Genomic DNA, 17,558 nt, shown 5'->3' with positions numbered 1-17,558 from the left:
GCCTTCGTAGTGAAAGTAGTTATTCTTGCGGGTGGATACGGAACTAGGATAAGTGAAGAGTCACATCTCAAGCCGAAACCTATGATTGAAATAGGCGAACGTCCGATATTGTGGCATATTATGAAGCATTATTCATTCTATGGATTTAATGATTTTATCATATGCTTAGGATACAAAGGTTACTATATTAAAGAGTATTTTGCTCATTATTTTTTACATGAGTCGGATGTAACATTTGACTTTCGAAATGATAATGAACTTATTACTCACAACCATACAGCGGAACCTTGGAAGGTAACTTTAGTGAATACCGGTTTAGATACCATGACCGGCGGCAGGGTGAAAAGAATTCAAAAATATGTAGGAAATGAGCCATTTATGCTTACTTATGGTGATGGGGTTTCGGACGTTAATTTAACGGAATTGGTTGAGAAGCATAAGCTTTATGGAAGACTTGCAACGGTAACTACGGTACAACCAAGCGGAAGATTTGGCGCACTTACAATTACTGCTAGCAATGAAGTTAAAGGCTTTCAGGAAAAACCCAAAGGAGACGGAGCCTGGATTAACGCTGGCTTCTTTGTTTTGCAACCGGAGGTCTTCAACTATATTTCTGATGATACTACTGTCTTCGAGAAAGATCCATTAGAAGGATTGGCAAAAAACGGTGAATTAATGAGTTATAAACACGAAGGGTTTTGGCAACCCATGGATACTATCAGAGACAAGAACCTCCTTGAAGAGTTATGGAAAATGGGGAGAGCTCCGTGGAAAACATGGGGTTTGGATGTGGTGACAAACAATGAGAAATAAAAACTTTTGGAAAGATAAGAAGGTATTTTTGACCGGGCACACCGGTTTCAAAGGGTCTTGGTTATCATTGTGGCTAACGCGGTTAGGTGCTAAGGTAACGGGCTATTCATTACCTCCTTCCACGACACCAAATTTATTCGAAACGTGTAAAATTGAATCGGTTATAGAAAAAAGTATAATTGGTGACATTAGGAACTTAGAGTTGTTAGAACAATCATTAAAGGAAGCTAGGCCTCAAATCGTTATTCATATGGCGGCTCAACCCCTTGTTACAGAGTCTTATATTAACCCGGTTGAGACCTATATGGTAAATGTTATGGGTACTGTTAACTTGCTGGAAGCGATTAGGAGAACGGATAATAATATAAAGGCTGTTATAAACGTGACAACAGATAAGTGCTATGAAAATAAAGAGTGGCACTGGGGATATCGCGAGAATGAACCGATGGGGGGGTATGATCCCTATTCAAGCAGTAAAGCTTGTTCGGAGCTAGTCACCTCCTCTTATCGAAACTCCTACTTTAATTCAGAAAATTATGAAAAGCATGGGGTAGCGATAGCCACTGCAAGGGCTGGTAATGTCATTGGAGGAGGGGACTGGTCTAATAACAGACTTGTACCAGATATTGTGAAGTCTCTATTAAACAATAGCCCCATTATTATCAGAAATCCCGACTCTATTAGACCCTGGCAGCATGTACTTGAACCGTTGGGTGGATACTTAGTGCTGGCAGAAAAGCTTTATCTCTACGGCTGCGAATATGCAGAACCTTGGAACTTTGGGCCGAAAGACGATGATGCTAGAACGGTTCAGTGGATTGTTGAAAGATTTTGCTCCAAATGGGGCAATGGGAAGGCAAGTTTCCAGATAAGGCGTGACAATCAGTTTCATGAAGCGCATTATTTGAAACTTGACTGGTCAAAAGCAAAGTATAAATTGGGATGGGCTCCTAAATGGTCACTGGAACAATCCATTGAAAAGATCATTGAGTGGAATTATGCGTACATGAATGAAAGAGATATGAGAGAAGTTTGTGAGAATCAAATTCTTGAATATATCAGCCGATAAATTAGAGGATTGGGACAATGAGAATTCTTGTAACTGGCGGAACAGGTTTCGTAGGAAGTCACCTTGTCAAAGGGTTGTTGGAGGATGATCATCACGTAATTATTATAAAAAGGAGTTTCTCCAACACCGATCGTATTTCTAACTATTTAGACAGAATAGTGTCGTATGATATCGATAAAACTACAATTAAAAGTGTGTTTGAAAATGAAAGTATCGATGTTGTAATCCACGCGGCAACATCTTATGGCAGTAGAGAGTCTTTAAGCGAACAAATAGAAAGTAATGTAGTTTTCCCTATGAAGTTATTGGAAAGTGCTCTTGAACATAAAATCAATGCATTTATAAATACCGATACCTTTTTCAATAAACCAGCTCATCGAAACTATAAGTATCTCGGTTCATATTCGAAAACAAAACGATATTTTTTAGAGTTGGTTCCCTTTTTTCAGAATAAAGAGGAGACAAAATTCATAAATGCACGTTTAGAGCATGTCTATGGACCGAATGATGGCCCCAATAAATTCACTACTCATGTGATTACGCAAATGTTGAATAATATACCATCTCTGGATCTGACTCTAGGGGAACAAAAAAGAGACTTTATATTTATAGATGATGTTACCTCTGCATATCGACTTGTGATAAAAAATTTACATATATTTTCAGATTGTTACAACGAGATAGAAATCGGAAGAGGAATGAGTGTATCAATAAGGCATTTTATTGAATCAGCCCATCTTTTAACAAACTCTAAAACCAAGCTGAAATTTGGTGCTTTACCGTATCGAGAATCGGAAATCATGGATTCATATGCAAATACATTAAAATTAAATGAGTTGGGTTGGAGTTGGAACGATGGGATTGATGACGGAATTAGAAAAATAATTAATCACCTAAATACTTGAATGATAATAGCTAAATTCCGACGAGACTTCCACCAAGTTGGCGTCTTCATGTTAGGTTTTTGTGTTTTAGTGCCTCAAATCCTATCATGCAAGGCGCTCCTTTTTTTATTCCTCCCTTCCTTCACTTTTATAATTAATTTCCTGTAATTTATAAAAAGGCATGATATCAAATTTCAATCACCCTTGTATCACAATGTTACATACTATGATATAATATATACAGGAAAATACAAATATGGGTGTAACATTGTTTTTCTCCGATTTTATGTCGAGAGGGGGCATCGGTTTTTATTGTATTTTAATGACGATAAAGAAATAATAGCGGTTTCAATTCATATTACTTAGGAGGAGAACTTATGAAAAAATTCAGTTTGATTTTATTTTCATTATTTCTAGTTATCAATACTAATTTTATAAGTCAGGCTAGTGCCGATACTCCCTATCCCGCTATTATGTTTGGTGGAAGTAACAGTAATAACGGGATAAATAAAAGTGGAAATATCAAAGGGAACTTTGAAAAGTTGGTCTTTCCATCCAGAATGTATAGTTATAATTATGTATATTCTGGATCAACTTTTTCGGGGGCTGACACTTATATGACAGCTTACATACACGATGAATCAAAGTCCTCGGTGAATTATGCTGGTAAAGTTCTTAAATCCACGGATGGAGTCAACTATAGAGAAGTTGCGGGGAACGCTGATCCATTAGTAGCAATAGCCTCCGATTATAACGGGACTATAGTAGCGGCTGGAGGGATGGTATATCCAGGAACGGATAGATACTACTCAGTAATTATGACATCTAAAGATAACGGGGAGACTTTCACCACAACTCATTCATCGAATCTTGATGTAACCGATATAAATCAGAAACCCACAATATTCGGTGGATCAATTACTAAAGTATATTATTTAAACAATACCTTTTTTACAATTGGAAATGCGGGGACTAATTTATATATGTTAAAGTCCGAGGACGGGGTTAATTGGCAGCAAGTAGGCACTCCGAAATATGGATTTATTAGTGGGCATAATGTAATTCCTGTTGGGATGGAATATAGTAATGGAAAATATGTAATAGCTCTTACAGATGGCCGAGATGGACATTCATGGGAATGGGTTGCAACATCGAGTGACGCGGTCAATTGGAAATCTATTAAAATTCCTGTTTCGACAATTTATGATAGTTTTACTTCTCTTGTGCTCGTCAATGACGAATTCGTCTTATACGGGAACAAATGGTACGGTAGCGGTGGATTCATTATGAAATCTATAGACGGTGAAACATGGAGTAGTCAACAATCTACTAACATAAAGGCTGATAATGTTGTGTATGATTCAAGTTCGAATTTATGTGTTGGATCATATGCTAACAACTTACTTTATTCCCTGGATGGGTTAACATGGACTACTTTAAAAAGTACTAGCGAAAGTATCAGGACTTTATCGTTGAATAATTAACATAGATCTTTAGTGGTTTCCAAGACTTTAGTTCCATATCCAGGGAATAAAAATAGGTGCTTCTTCTATCCGCGTTGTATTCTCTCGCAATCCCCTATGCTTTATATCAACCTTTAAAATCATAGTATTAAGGAGTATCTACAATCGACTCCATAATACTTGATTTTTATGATATTCACTTGGAGGCCAAGCTTATACTTCTTTTTAGGTGAAAGGGGGACGGGTCAGGTGAATAATGTTCCAACTCGTAAAAAATATTCCCTAAGTTGCCTTTGAAGTTTTATTTATTGAGAAAAACTGTTTCAAGTTTTGATGAAATGGGTATTTCTAACTTAGACCCGCCACCCACACCTGCTTACTAACTCCCTAAAGCGTCAATTCGACACAGGGTTACATTTATTAACAATAAAACCTTTTCCTTGGGAATTGACACTGGATAAGTTTGGGTGGTATAGTCAGAAATGTGGACTTGGTCACAGGGTCACACTCTTATTTGATAATGAAGGGAATGTTAGTGCATGCAAGGTAAAGTTAAATGGTTCAACGCAGAGAAGGGTTATGGTTTCATCGAGACTGAAGAAGGCGGCGACGTATTCGTACACTTCTCCGCAATTCAATCCGAAGGCTTCAAGACTTTGGAAGAAGGCCAATCCGTCGAGTTTGAAATTGTTGAAGGCGCTCGTGGACCGCAAGCCGCTAACGTAATCAAATTATAATCATCCGGCACAGCCGACCTACATATACGGTACGATGGTTAACAATTGAAGATTCGCTAGCTATCGACCCTAGGGGAACCTAGGGTCTTTATTTGTATACTCCACAGCGGCCATACTAAAACTCATCAACCCGGTAGTACGCATCCGCCTCCCCAACCCCTATTCATCAGTTCCAAAAGAATTCCCACCATTTTGAATTCCTTTCAAAGCTCGTTATCCAAGTTGCAGAATGACCAGAAACGCACTGCTCTTCCCGATGATCGTTGGTGATCACAGACATAACTCCGTTTCTCCACGAGTGTAAGTTTTATTTACCCGAATTGTAGCCCAGACTACAGAACCCGCCTCCGTAAAAGAAGTATGATTTTTTCCAGGAAGGAACTAAGATATCACGAAGAGCGGGAACTATAAGGGAGTCCCGGCAAGGAGAGCAAAGGGATGGCCAGAAAAATTTTGGTATTGGCAGAGTCCGGGATGGGCTTGTATCAATTCAGGAAAGAACTGTTGCAAAAGCTCATAGCCGAGAACGATGAAGTGTACATTTCGCTTCCTGAAGACGAATACACGGCCCGTTTGGTAGAGTTGGGCTGCAAGTTCATCCGTACGCGCATCGACCGCAGGGGAATCCATCTTTTAAGGGATGGGGGGCTGCTGCGCTTTTATATCCGCACGATCCGTGGCTTGAGGCCGGACGCCGTGTTGACTTATTCCGTGAAGCCGAACATTTACGGCGGGGTCGCCTGCCGGGTCACGAACACACCGTATTTGGCCAATATCACGGATCCGGGCGCTGTCTTGGAAAACAAGGGGGTGCTGCAAGTGACCCTGCTAAAGCTTTATAAGGTGGGCTTGAAAAATGCTTCCTGCATATTCTTTCAAAATGAATCGAACCGGCAGTACTTCTTAAACAAAGGGATTGTCCGCTCGAAGACCCGACTGTTGCCCGGTTCAGGGGTCAACCTGGAGGAGCATGGGGGCGAGGCGTATCCTCCCGACGGACTTATCCACTTTCTGTTCGTCGGCAGGATCATGAAAGCGAAGGGGGTCGGCGAGTTGCTGGAAGCGGCCAAACGGATCAAGCGCCAGCATCCTGACGTTCGGTTTCATCTCGTGGGCGGCATGGAGGAGAAGCATTTGGGCAGAAAGCTGGCGGAATACGAAAATTACGGGATTATCAAGTACCACGGCGAACAGAGGGATGTCCGTTCGTACATCAAAAATGCGCACGCGGTGATCCTGCCGTCTTATCACGAAGGCGCCTCCAATGTCCTGCTTGAAGCGGCGGCCACCTGCCGGCCCGTATTGGCCTCCCGGGTGACGGGATGCCGGGAAACGTTCGACGAGGGGATCAGCGGGCTCGGTTTTGAAGCCAAAAACGCGAACAGTTTAATGGATGCAATCCACCGGTTCATTGAATTGCCCTATGCGGAGAAGGAGTATATGGGACTCGCGGGGCGGGCCAAAATGGTCAAGGAATACGACCGGAGCGTCATAATCAATACTTATTTAGAGGAAATAGGGTCATTATTTTGAATCGGTAAGCCCGCCTGGCGTTGTCTTTCTTGGCTCGTCTATAATGGAGATAGCAGAATTAAAACAAATTACAATCGGCTGCTATTAAAAGTATAGACACCGGCCGAGTTATGGCCGTATTTACGAGGTGACCGACATGCAATTCCGCAAACTTTACAAATGGATTCCGGCCGTGATGATCATGATGCTGCTTTTCGTGTTTTCATCGCAGCCCTATCAGCAGCAGAGCCTTAAAACCGACATTGAAAAAAGCATTACACAACACTCCGTAAAGGAACGTCTAAGCGGCTTCTCGTTTACCTATGCGGGGCATGAAGTGAGTATACAAAGTTTGGGGATCGGGGGATTTATCGAATTTTTTATCCGTAAGGCCGCCCATTTCTCCATCTACGGACTATTGGGAATGTTCGTCCTCTATGCGCTGAATTCCGGGCGGAGGGGGCGAGACTTTACTCTGGCTGTGTTCATCTCCTTCCTTTATGCGTGCTCCGACGAGCTGCACCAGGCGTTTACCCCAGATCGCACCCCAATGGTTCAGGATGTCCTGCTGGATACTGCAGGGGCCGTCTGCGGCGCGCTGGTCCTGATTCTGTTTTGGCGATGGAGAACGGGGCGGAAGCTGGCGCATAAGCGAGGGAAGGGGCCGTTGGACAACGGAAGGAAAGAAGGAGGCCCGTCCCGGGCCTCCGAATCGCGTTAAGCGTGATCGTATGGATCACAAGATCGAACGGGGGAAGTGACCAAGAGAGCGTTTTACGTCCCGTTAACATTTTTTACTTTGGGCTGACATCTATGCTATAATGAAGGTGCAAAGCAAAGGAGGAGTGCCCAATGAATTATAGTATTCGTGGACAGCAGATTGAAGTGACTGAGGCCTTGAGAGAATACGTGGACAAGAAACTCAGCCGGCTTGACAAGTACTTTGATGCACCCCCTATCTCCGATGGAAACGTCACCTTGAGTGTCGTACGAGGCTTGCACGTGGTAGAGGTCACGATCCCTCTCACCGGAGCTGTGCTTCGCGCCGAGGACCGCAGCGATGACATGTACGCATCGATCGATGCCGTCGCGGACAAGCTGGAGCGGCAAATCCGCAAGCACAAAACCAAGATCAACCGCAAATTCCGCCAGGAAGGCAGCTTGAAGACCCTGTTCGTCGAGAACGGCAGCGACACCGTAGCCACGATGGAAGAGACGGACGAAGAGCTGGAACTGGTCCGCACCAAGCGGTTTAATCTGAAACCGATGGATGTGGAAGAGGCGATTTTGCAGATGAACATGGTGGGTCATAACTTCTTTGTTTTCACCAATATCGATACGCAGGAAATCAACGTCGTATACAAACGAAACGACGGCAAATACGGGCTGATCGAGAAGGCATAGCGCGTTATTGCCAAAGTGCCGGCTCAAGCCTGCAACCTCCGAATAATAAGGGTTGAACAGCCATTATAACGTATCCAAACATGACGATTGTTTGAATGTTCGTGGTAATTGTTTCAATTGAAGTCCAAGGAACGAGCCTTTATCCGCCTGCGGATAGGGCTCTTTATTCGTATAGAAGAGGGTTTGGCGGCATTTATGCCATGACGCCGCTTGTTGCGGCACGCTCTACAAACTGTTACAATTTAGGCAAATCATCTGTTTTTGCGTGAAAGGGGTAAACCATGCTGGGAATTATGAAAAAGATATTTGGCGACACGAACGAACGTGATGTCAAACGTCTTATGAAAACGGTAGATTATATCAATACATTGGAACCGCAATTTGAAGCTCTTTCGGATGAGCAACTGAAAGCGAAGACGACCGAGTTCCGGGAACGGATCGAGAAGGGCGAAACGCTGGATGAGCTCCTGCCGGAAGCTTTTGCCACAGTGAGAGAAGCTTCGAAGAGAACGCTGGGCATGCGCCACTTTGATGTGCAAATGGTCGGCGGGATGGCCTTGCACGAAGGAAGAATCGCCGAAATGAAAACCGGTGAAGGTAAAACCCTGGTCGGGACCCTGCCGGTTTATTTGAATGCGCTCTTGGGTCAAGGCGTTCATGTCGTAACCGTCAACGATTATTTGGCGCAGCGGGACAGCCAGCAAATGGGGCAAATTTATAACTTCCTCGGCATGACCGTCGGGGTTAACCTGAACGGGATGGAACATCACGAGAAACAGGAAGCTTACGCTTGCGATATCACTTACGGCACGAATAACGAATTCGGGTTTGACTACCTTCGCGACAATATGGTGCTGTACAAGGAACAGATGGTACAACGCCCGCTCTATTTCTGTATCATTGACGAAGTCGATTCCATTCTTATCGATGAAGCCCGGACGCCGCTGATCATTTCGGGACAAGCTCAGAAATCGACCGAGCTCTACTATGCGGCGGACCGTTTTGTGAAACGGCTGGAGCCGGAAGAAGACTATACCGTGGATATCAAGGTGAAGGCCGTAGCCCTGACCGAAAAAGGGGTGGCCAAAGCCGAGAAGGCGTTCGGCATCGACAACCTGTACGATCCTAACCATATCACGCTGAACCATCACGTGGTGCAGGCGCTTAAAGCGAACGTGATCATGCGCCGCGACGTGGACTACGTGGTCACCGAAGACGAAGTCCTGATCGTCGACGAATTTACGGGGCGCATCATGCAGGGCCGCCGTTACAGCGACGGTCTGCATCAGGCGATCGAAGCGAAGGAAGGCATCGAGGTTCAGAACGAGAGCATGACACTGGCCACGATCACGTTCCAGAACTACTTCCGGATGTACCGCAAGCTGGCCGGGATGACCGGTACGGCGAAAACGGAGGAAGAAGAGTTCAAGAAAATCTACGGCCTGGAAGTTCTGCAGGTGCCGACAAACCGGCCGAACCGTCGTCAGGATATGCCGGACGTGGTATACAAGAGCGTGGACGGCAAGTTCAAAGCGGTGGTCGACGAAATCGTCAACCGGCATAAGAACAACCAGCCGGTGCTCGTCGGTACGGTTTCGATCGAGAACTCCGAGCGGATTGCGGAAATGCTGAAGCGCAAAGGCGTCAAGCATAAAGTCCTGAACGCGAAGTACCATGCCGAGGAAGCCGAAATCATTTCCCGCGCCGGTGAGGCGGGAGCCGTGACCATCGCCACCAACATGGCGGGCCGCGGTACGGACATCCTGCTGGGCGAAGGCGTGGCCGAGCTGGGCGGACTGCACATCATCGGGACCGAGCGGCATGAATCCCGCCGGATCGATAACCAGCTGCGCGGCCGGGCGGGACGTCAGGGTGACCCGGGGTCGACCCAGTTCTACCTGTCCCTGGGCGACGAGCTGATGAAGCGGTTCGGGGCGGACAACGTGCTGAACATGATGGACCGCCTAGGCTTCGAAGAAGATCAGCCGATCGAGAGCAAAATGATTACGCGCGCGATCGAATCCGCCCAAAAACGGGTGGAAGGCAACAACTTCGATGTACGTAAAGTCGTATTGCAGTACGACGACGTCATGAACCAACAGCGGGAGATCATTTACAAACAGCGCCGCGAGCTGCTGGAATCCGAGAACATCAAGCCGCTGATCATCGATATGATCAAGCCGGTCATTGAACGCGTCGTTCAAGCGCACACGGCGGATGAAATTCCGGAAAACTGGGAACTGCAAGAGGTTGCGGATTATGTGAACAGCAAGCTGCTGGAAGAAGGCGCACTGACGAAAGACGATTTGTGGGGTAAAGAGCCGGACGAGATGATCGAGTTCATTTTTGAACGCGTCATGCAGAAATACGATGCCCGCGAAGAAGCGCTGGGATCGGAAATGGTCCGTGAGTTCGAGAAGGTTATCGCCCTTCGTTCCGTCGACAGCAAATGGATGGACCATATCGACGCCATGGATCAGCTGCGTCAAGGGATTCATCTTCGCGCCTACGGCGGTACGGATCCGCTTCGCGAATACCAGTTCGAAGGCTACGAGATGTTCAACCAGATGGTTGCCAGCATCCAGGAGGAAGTGGCCACGTACATTATGAAGGCGCAAGTGGAGAGCAATCAGGAGCGTCAGGCGGTCGTGGACGAAGACAAAATCTCTACCAGCGGCGAGCCGGCCGAGAAACGTCCGGTACAGCGCGGAGATCAAATCGGACGCAACGATCTTTGCCCATGCGGCAGCGGCAAGAAGTACAAACACTGCCACGGACAGAACGCTTAAGGAGCAGAACGGGCTCGGGTAGTTTAAGGATAAAGCGGGGGGCCGTCCGTCGGATGGCATCCCCGTTTCTGCTTGCATATTATGTGATGACGAAAGGTGGAGTTCCAGCATGATCGATCCTAACGTGAAACAGGACATGCGTGAAATAACCAAGAAATTATCCAATCTTAGGGGGTCTCTTTGACTTAGACCTCAAACAGGAAATGATCGCGAACTTTGAGGAAAAGATGGCCGCCCCCGATTTCTGGGACGACAACGACAAGGCGCAGAGCGTCATTGCGGAACTGAACGCCGTCAAGTCTTCCGTCGACCAGTATACCGCTCTTCAGCAGGAGTATGACGATGCCGAAATGATGGCGGAGTTGGCCGAGGAGGAAGGCGACGAGTCGCTGGCGGAAGAAATCGCCGCCTCGGTGGCGTCGCTATTGAAGAAGCTGGAGGATTTCGAGCTTCAGTTGCTGCTCAGCCAGCCGTACGACAAAATGAACGCCATCTTGGAGCTTCACCCGGGCGCCGGAGGTACCGAATCCCAGGATTGGGGCCAAATGCTGCTGCGGATGTATACGCGGTGGGCGGAAAAACGCGGCTTCAAAGTGGAGACGCTGGATTACCTGCCCGGCGACGAAGCCGGAATCAAGAGCGTAACCCTGCTGATCAAGGGGTATAACGCTTACGGCTACCTGAAGGCGGAAAAAGGCGTCCATCGGCTCGTCCGCATCTCGCCGTTCGACTCCTCCGGCCGCAGACATACCTCGTTCGTCTCCTGCGACGTCGTGCCGGAAATTACGGACGACATCGAAATCGAGATCCGCACGGAGGATCTGAAAATCGATACGTACCGGGCCAGCGGCGCCGGCGGTCAGCACATCAATACGACCGACTCGGCCGTGCGGATCACGCACTTGCCAACCGGGGTGGTTGTGACGTGCCAGAATGAACGCTCGCAGATCAAGAACAGGGAGCGCGCGATGACGATGCTCCGCTCCAAGCTGTACGAACGGAAACTGGAAGAACAACAGAAGGAGCTGGACGAAATCCGCGGCGAGCAATCCGATATCGCGTGGGGCAGCCAGATCCGCTCTTATGTATTCCACCCGTACAGCATGGTCAAGGACCATCGTACTTCCGTGGAGACCGGGAATGTCGGGGCCGTGATGGACGGCGATTTGGATGCGTTCATCGACGGATACCTGCGGAGCCAGATCAAAACCGAGGCGAACTAAGCCGGAGGTTTACCGAGAGATAAATCGATTTCCTACACCAAGGCAAAGCCTATGTGCCGGAAGAGAAGCGGGAGCCCGCTGCTCGCGGCGGCAGGGCGGATTGCCGGGGGTGTAGGAATTTTTTTGGATAAGTGAGGAGGGGCAGGGGTGCCGCCAAAAACCCGCAAACGCAGATTCAATGAATATATTCCCGTCACCGGTCCGGTAAGGCATACGATCGATACATTGATGATTATTATCGGTTCGTTCATTACCGCACTGGCCTTTAACCTGTTTCTCGTACCGAACCATATCGCTTCGGGCGGAGTGTCCGGTTTGTCGGTCATCGCCCAGTCGCTGTTCGGCATCGAGCCGGCTTATACGCAGTGGGCTTTGAACATCCCGCTGTTTATCGCGGGTTTCCTGCTGCTGGGGCGCGACTATGCGATCCGCTCCCTGCTCGGAACGGTGGTCCTGCCGCTGTTTGTGTTTATTACGCGCGATTTCCCCGTTCCGACCACCGACCCGCTGCTGGCTTCCCTCTACGGCGGAATCGGCGTCGGTCTGGGACTCGGCATCGTGTTCCGCGGCCGCGGTTCGACAGGCGGGCTGTCCACCCTGGCCCAAATCATTCAAAAATACAGCGGCCTCAGCCTGTCGGTCTGCGTCGTCCTGATGGACGGAACGGTGATTGCGCTGGCCGGTTTTATCCTTTCTCCGGAAAAGGCGCTGTACGCCTTGATCGGTCTTTACATCACCGGCAAGATTATCGATTCCATCGAATTGGGCTTCAATTACACCAAAGTGGCTTATATTATCGCGGAAAATACCGAAGCCATCTCCGAGGCGGTCCTGTCGGAGCTGGACCGGGGGCTGACGAAGCTGAGCGCCCGCGGCGGTTACACGGGGGATGACCGGACCGTGCTGATGGTCGTCGTCGGCCAGAGCGAGGTGACGCGGCTCAAAACGCTCGTCCAAAAGCTGGAGCCAACAGCGTTTGTTATTATTACCAACGCCCACGAAGTGTTGGGCGAGGGATTCAAGCGCACGGAGCAGGGGTAGAGAGCTGTGAGGCAGGGGCCTTGGCCGGCGGCTTGGCGGCTAAAGCTGCGAGCCAAGGCTGCAGGGCAGCCGCAGCGGCGGAGTGCCGTAGAAGGCGCAGCCACCAGACTGCCGCAGAAGCCGGCAGAAGCTGGGGGGCAGAAGCCGTGGCCAGCAGATGCTGCAGCTGTCAGAGATGCCGCTCGGACAGCCGCAGATACTGGCAGAAGGCGCAGCTGCCAGGGCCGGACTGTGGCAGGCGCTGCTCAGACTGACTGCCGTTGCAATTGGTGGATGCCGGCCGCCAGAGAAGCTGCTAGAACTGCTGCAGATACCAGCAGAAGGCGTAGCGGCCGCAAGCCGGACTGTGGCAGGCGCTGCTCGGACTGACTGCCGCTGCAACCGGTGGATGCGCAACTGCCAGAGCGTCGAAACTAACAAAAAGATGCAGAAGTGCAGGAATTTCACGGGGCTTTTGCCGGTCTTCAAGCAAAAAGATGCGATAGTGCAGGAATTTTTGGAAGATTCGCGATATGGGCACTTTTCTGACGAAAATCCCTGCACTTTTGCAGGAATTTTATAATTCGGGCTCCAAACGACGAAAAATTCCTGCAGATTTGCAGGAATTTTGGTTTGCGATATGGACGCGCGCTTTCGGTTTGGGCCGAAACAGCGTCCCCGAATCAAATGCCGCAACCGCCTCAAAAAGGCGGAGTGGCGTGGGGATGCGGCGCCGGGTTTGATGCAACCTAGTGCGGGTTAAAAGGAATTTTCCTTTCAAACCCGCACCTTTTTTCTAATTACAGCAAGATTTCCTCCGTATTCGCCCCGTTAAAGGAATAGGCGTCATAGAAGTCCGTTACGATCCACTGTCTCTGCTCCAAATAGGTCAGCTCCAGCGTCTGTTTGATGCTGGTATCTTCGGTCGTTTTGGACGAAGGGTCGACCGAAAGGTGGACGGATTCGGTTAAATCGACCATCATGTTAACCGTAGCTTTATACTCCCCGCCCCAGTCCGACAGCTTGATGCTGTCCATATCAAACGCGATCTTATTCACTTTTCCGTTGTAAACGGCTTTTTGTGCTTTCAGTTCCTGGATCAACGTGTCAATAGACTGTTTGACCGGTTCCGACATATGAGCCGCCTTGGAGGTGTCCTGTGTATTTAGGGCCGTGATCATCTCTTGAAAAAACGTCTTTGCGGCGGTCTGAACGGTGGTCCGGAACGCCTCGTTTTCCGGTTCGAGCTCTACCCGGATGTAAGTGTTCTTGATGGGGAGCTTTTCACTTTGTACGACGCCCCAAGGATACTCTTTCTGTCCATACACCTCGCTGCTTCCGTCCAGCAGGAGCGGGCCGATATCTTCGAAACTGCCGGTGGTCAATCCGGTATCCTTGCCATCGATGAAAATAGCGACATCCCGTTCATCGGACGCCACGTTAATATAGCTGCCTTCCAGGTCCAGGTCGACCTCATAATATTTGAGCGCATCGCCGAAGGTAACGGTCTCCTTCGTTTCGAGCGTCGCATACTTGCCAACGTATTTGGCCGTCATGTCATGGGTGCCCGGCATAAGGGGGCCGAGTTCCTCGCCGAAATACTCGTCGTCGGAAGTTGCGATTGCCTTGCCGTCGACCGAAATTTCGGTTCCCTCGTAGGTCGTGTCGACATAGGGATAAATAGGCGTCACGACTAGGGAATAATGATCGAACAGCCACAGCGCTTTCCCCGACTTCTTCACTTGAATGATGCTGTTGCCAAGTCCCTCAGAGGCGGTAAACTCCTCCTTGCCCTTGTCAGACTTGTCAGCCTTGTTAGCCTTTTTGGCCCTCGCCACTTGATCCCGCAGTTCTTCCACCAGGAAGGCGCGGGCAAACTCGTCTTTATTGAGGTAATTCAGAAGCGGCAGGGCGGTATCTTTGTTGACGATCAACGCTTTGTCCCCCGGCTGAAGCAGGGAGGCGAGCGCAGCGGCGTCGCCCTTTTTGACGACTTGTTCGAACCGGGACACGATCCGGTTGCCATCGGTAAAATAGGCGCCCGCGGAATACAAACCGCCGAGCACAAGCAGGAGTGCCAGGAAGCCATAAGCTGCCCACTTGTGCTGCCTCAACCAAGAGATGCCCGAGGGCGCCGCTTGGTTCTGGAGGTTCACAGCTTCCGTTCCGGCGGGTTCGGCGGCGGGAACCGCCTCCGCCAGGTCAGGGTCTTCCACCAAAGTACCGCATTCATGACAAAATCGCGACTCCGCTTCAAGCTTTACGCCGCATTCACTACAGTAGTTCACCATAAACGAATTCCCTCCGAAATTCCGTTATAGGATGCCGCCCATAAACGCGTTACTCCCGAAGTCGGCAAACTTGAAGAGGATATAGCCGAACGCGATGCAGGCGACGACGGCGCCGTACAGCGGATCCAAACCGCCGGCCGATGCTTTGCGGCTGCCCAGAAGGGCCGCCGTAATCGCCGTGAAGATGAACGTCAGGGCGACCAGAAAAAAGAACAGCGGCACGTTTGGATTGAGTTCCAGAATCACGCTGACAATACACAGCACCAGGGAAGCGGTCGCCGGAACGAGCAGGGTCCCGAGCTTGGTGGTGACGGACATATAGTCGCTGGCGACACGCGCCAGTCGGATGAGTCCAAACACGATCCCGCTGGTCAGAAGCAGGGCGATCAGAATTAGCAGAAACGGTTTGATCACGCCGCGGAAAAACGGGAGATGAAAATAAGCGTTCTGCAGGCTCGTAAAATAGAACACGAGCGGAAGCAGCAGCGAGGTAAGGACGATCGTCAGCATCCCGTTGGTAAAATGGGACTTGTCCAGTTTAACGGCCGTGTCGAACGGATTCTTCAACGCCTTCAAATAATAGGCGAAATACTGTTTGCTGATCACCGTTCCCTGTTGGACGACCTGGCTCTTTTTCACCTGTTCCCAGCCCTTGGCCATCGACGGCAGCGCGGGAATGTCCGAAGAATCGGACGGGGCGGCCCGATGTCCTCCGGGAGCCGGCTCCCCGTGAGTTGTCGGGTTCACGTTCGGTGCCGGATTCGCGCCGAAAGCGGGGGAAGGTTGAGTAGCCGATTCCTTTGGAGCGTTTGGAGCGGCTGTCTCCGGTTCCCGGTCAGGGTTGTCCAAGCCGGATGCGGCAGAAGAAGCGGACGGGAACGTAAAGGTGACGGCACCCCCGGTCTCCGAGGCGGCCGCCGACTGAGGTTCCGCGGACGGCCCCGGTTCCTTCGCCAGGGGACTTCCGCATTTCACGCAAAATTTTCCCTTTTCATAAATTTGACCACATTGCATACAAATCATATGTATTTCTACCTCCTCAAGGTATAACAGGCACTTAATTCAGGATAGTGGCAAGGCGCAAAGAATACAAACCAAAAAATGGAAGTGTCATGAAAAAGGCTGACATGTCATGAAAATTTATCGTTGTATATATATAAATATGAATGTATAATAATACGTACTTACGAATAAAGGGATACATTCCGATTCCGATATTCCAAGCGTCCTTGGGAGGAGAAAGAGAGGCGGAAGGTGAGCATGGAGAAAATTAAAGTTGCCATTGTCGGTTCCACGGGGTATGGCGGTGTGGAACTGATTCGTTTTTTATTGGGACATCCGCGGGTGGAAATCGCTTCGGTCATCTCCGCATCAAGCGCGGGAGCGCCGATCACGGAAGGGTTTCCGCATCTGTCCAACCTCGTTACCCGGCCTTTGGACGGTGTCGATCCGCGCGAAATCGCCGAAAAAGCCGACGTGGTGTTCACCGCCACTCCTTCCGGCGTAAGCGGGAAACTGGTTCCGCAGCTGTTGGCCGCCGGGCTTAGGGTAATCGATCTGTCGGGCGACTTCCGGATCAAGGATGGTGCGGTATACGAGACATGGTATAAACATGAGGCCCCCGAAGCGGGGCTGCTGGAAAAAGCGGTCTACGGCCTGTCCGAAGTCAATGGGGCCCAGGTCAAAGGGGCGGAGTTGATCTCCAATCCCGGCTGTTATCCCACAGCCACGCTGTTGGGCTTGATACCGGTTCTGCGCGAGGGCTGGATCGATCCCGGCTCGATCATTATCGACGCCAAGTCGGGCGTTTCCGGCGCGGGGCGGGGCACCAGCCTGATAACGCATTACGCGGAAATCAACGAGAATCTGAAAGTGTATAAAGTCAACAAGCATCAGCATATTCCGGAGATTGAACAATGCCTGTCGGAGGTGGCGGGAGAAGCGGTGACCGTGACGTTCACCACCCATCTGACACCGATGACCCGGGGCATCATGAGTACGATATACGCCGGTTTAAAAGGAACTTATACCGAGGAAAATCTCGTCGAACTATATCGTCAATATTACGAAGGAAAGCCGTTCGTCCGCATCAGGGAATCCGGGAAGTGGCCGGCGACCAAAGAGGTGTTCGGTTCCAACTATTGCGATATCGGCTTCGCCGCCGACCCGCGCACCGGGCGTTTGACGATCATCTCGGTCATCGATAATGTCGTCAAAGGAGCCGCCGGGCAGGCGATCCAAAATCTGAACCTGATGATGGGCTGGGACGAGACATTGGGCCTTCAGCTCAGTCCGGTGTATCCGTAAATCGCTCTATAAAACGTTTCATATAAAAAAGATTGAGGTGGCAATA

The 17,558-nt window shown here is 49.5% G+C and carries 15 protein-coding genes; 13 read left to right on the top strand and 2 right to left on the bottom strand.

Translation table 11 applies throughout. The annotated features are described in order from the left end of the window. Positions 1 to 9: 9 nt before the first annotated feature. From rfbF to LBW89_RS13115, 12 genes are all read left to right on the top strand, one after another. Entirely contained in the window at positions 10 to 813 is an 804-nt protein-coding gene (rfbF, locus tag LBW89_RS13170) for a glucose-1-phosphate cytidylyltransferase (RefSeq protein WP_148452884.1), read from the top strand. Further along, complete coding sequence (gene rfbG, locus LBW89_RS13165; RefSeq protein WP_148452882.1) at positions 803 to 1,882, top strand: CDP-glucose 4,6-dehydratase; 1,080 nt, start codon at positions 803 to 805, stop codon at positions 1,880 to 1,882. Before rfbF ends, rfbG begins: the two co-directional genes overlap by 11 nt. Before the next feature lie 17 nt (positions 1,883 to 1,899). Beyond that, positions 1,900 to 2,787 carry an NAD-dependent epimerase/dehydratase family protein gene (locus LBW89_RS13160; protein ID WP_148452880.1) on the top strand — a complete coding sequence of 296 codons (888 nt, stop codon included), beginning with the start codon at positions 1,900 to 1,902 and terminating at the stop codon, positions 2,785 to 2,787. Positions 2,788 to 3,143: 356 nt separating this feature from the next. Further along, a complete protein-coding gene (locus LBW89_RS13155) occupies positions 3,144 to 4,250 on the top strand; it encodes a hypothetical protein (protein WP_148452878.1) in 1,107 nt (368 codons plus the stop codon). 518 nt (positions 4,251 to 4,768) lie between these two features. Beyond that, positions 4,769 to 4,966: a cold-shock protein gene (locus LBW89_RS13150; RefSeq protein WP_007132290.1), complete on the top strand. Its 198-nt coding sequence runs from the start codon at positions 4,769 to 4,771 to the stop codon at positions 4,964 to 4,966. A gap of 438 nt (positions 4,967 to 5,404) precedes the next feature. Beyond that, a complete protein-coding gene (locus LBW89_RS13145) occupies positions 5,405 to 6,499 on the top strand; it encodes a glycosyltransferase family 4 protein (RefSeq protein ID WP_148452876.1) in 1,095 nt (364 codons plus the stop codon). 136 nt (positions 6,500 to 6,635) lie between these two features. Beyond that, positions 6,636 to 7,199 (top strand): VanZ family protein, encoded by a 564-nt coding sequence (locus LBW89_RS13140; RefSeq protein ID WP_148452874.1) that lies wholly within the window; start codon positions 6,636 to 6,638, stop codon positions 7,197 to 7,199. Between the two features lie 131 nt (positions 7,200 to 7,330). After that, entirely contained in the window at positions 7,331 to 7,882 is a 552-nt protein-coding gene (gene hpf, locus LBW89_RS13135) for a ribosome hibernation-promoting factor, HPF/YfiA family (protein ID WP_148452872.1), read from the top strand. A 281-nt stretch (positions 7,883 to 8,163) separates the two neighbouring features. Further along, positions 8,164 to 10,671, top strand: coding sequence for a preprotein translocase subunit SecA (gene secA / locus LBW89_RS13130; protein WP_148452871.1), 2,508 nt, complete (start codon positions 8,164 to 8,166; stop codon positions 10,669 to 10,671). Between the two features lie 109 nt (positions 10,672 to 10,780). Further along, a protein-coding gene (prfB, locus tag LBW89_RS13125; RefSeq protein ID WP_148452869.1) for a peptide chain release factor 2 occupies positions 10,781 to 11,894 on the top strand; the annotation gives its coding sequence in 2 pieces (ribosomal slippage) (positions 10,781 to 10,852 and positions 10,854 to 11,894; 1,113 coding nt in all). A gap of 147 nt (positions 11,895 to 12,041) precedes the next feature. Continuing rightward, a complete protein-coding gene (locus LBW89_RS13120; protein WP_211373303.1) occupies positions 12,042 to 12,935 on the top strand; it encodes a YitT family protein in 894 nt (297 codons plus the stop codon). A gap of 157 nt (positions 12,936 to 13,092) precedes the next feature. Then, positions 13,093 to 13,497, top strand: a complete 405-nt coding sequence (locus LBW89_RS13115; protein ID WP_148452867.1) for a hypothetical protein — start codon at positions 13,093 to 13,095, stop codon at positions 13,495 to 13,497. 217 nt (positions 13,498 to 13,714) lie between these two features. On the opposite strand, the gene LBW89_RS13110 is transcribed toward LBW89_RS13115, so the two are convergent. Next, positions 13,715 to 15,205, bottom strand: coding sequence for a zinc ribbon domain-containing protein (locus LBW89_RS13110; protein ID WP_148452865.1), 1,491 nt, complete (start codon positions 15,203 to 15,205; stop codon positions 13,715 to 13,717). A gap of 24 nt (positions 15,206 to 15,229) precedes the next feature. After that, positions 15,230 to 16,180 (bottom strand): hypothetical protein, encoded by a 951-nt coding sequence (locus LBW89_RS13105; RefSeq protein ID WP_148452863.1) that lies wholly within the window; start codon positions 16,178 to 16,180, stop codon positions 15,230 to 15,232. 285 nt (positions 16,181 to 16,465) lie between these two features. On the opposite strand from LBW89_RS13105, the gene argC reads away from it, so the two are divergent. Further along, positions 16,466 to 17,512: an N-acetyl-gamma-glutamyl-phosphate reductase gene (gene argC, locus LBW89_RS13100; RefSeq protein WP_148452861.1), complete on the top strand. Its 1,047-nt coding sequence runs from the start codon at positions 16,466 to 16,468 to the stop codon at positions 17,510 to 17,512. Positions 17,513 to 17,558: the final 46 nt, after the last annotated feature.

The sequence above is a fragment of the Paenibacillus sp. alder61 genome, assembly GCF_020179875.1.
In the GTDB taxonomy this organism is placed as follows: domain Bacteria; phylum Bacillota; class Bacilli; order Paenibacillales; family Paenibacillaceae; genus Fontibacillus; species Fontibacillus faecis.
This window is presented reverse-complemented; position numbering and strand designations above follow the sequence as displayed.

Bases quoted from the DNA above. Each gene is read 5' to 3' on its own strand.
- LBW89_RS13115 (WP_148452867.1), top strand. From the start codon at position 13,093: ATGCTGCAGCTGTCAGAGATGCCGCTCGGACAGCCGCAGATACTGGCA.
- LBW89_RS13145 (WP_148452876.1), top strand. From the start codon at position 5,405: ATGGCCAGAAAAATTTTGGTATTGGCAGAGTCCGGGATGGGCTTGTAT.
- LBW89_RS13155 (WP_148452878.1), top strand. From the start codon at position 3,144: ATGAAAAAATTCAGTTTGATTTTATTTTCATTATTTCTAGTTATCAAT.
- LBW89_RS13160 (WP_148452880.1), top strand. From the start codon at position 1,900: ATGAGAATTCTTGTAACTGGCGGAACAGGTTTCGTAGGAAGTCACCTT.
- argC (WP_148452861.1), top strand. From the start codon at position 16,466: ATGGAGAAAATTAAAGTTGCCATTGTCGGTTCCACGGGGTATGGCGGT.
- LBW89_RS13150 (WP_007132290.1), top strand. From the start codon at position 4,769: ATGCAAGGTAAAGTTAAATGGTTCAACGCAGAGAAGGGTTATGGTTTC.
- LBW89_RS13110 (WP_148452865.1), bottom strand. From the start codon at position 15,205: ATGGTGAACTACTGTAGTGAATGCGGCGTAAAGCTTGAAGCGGAGTCG.
- hpf (WP_148452872.1), top strand. From the start codon at position 7,331: ATGAATTATAGTATTCGTGGACAGCAGATTGAAGTGACTGAGGCCTTG.
- rfbG (WP_148452882.1), top strand. From the start codon at position 803: ATGAGAAATAAAAACTTTTGGAAAGATAAGAAGGTATTTTTGACCGGG.
- secA (WP_148452871.1), top strand. From the start codon at position 8,164: ATGCTGGGAATTATGAAAAAGATATTTGGCGACACGAACGAACGTGAT.
- LBW89_RS13140 (WP_148452874.1), top strand. From the start codon at position 6,636: ATGCAATTCCGCAAACTTTACAAATGGATTCCGGCCGTGATGATCATG.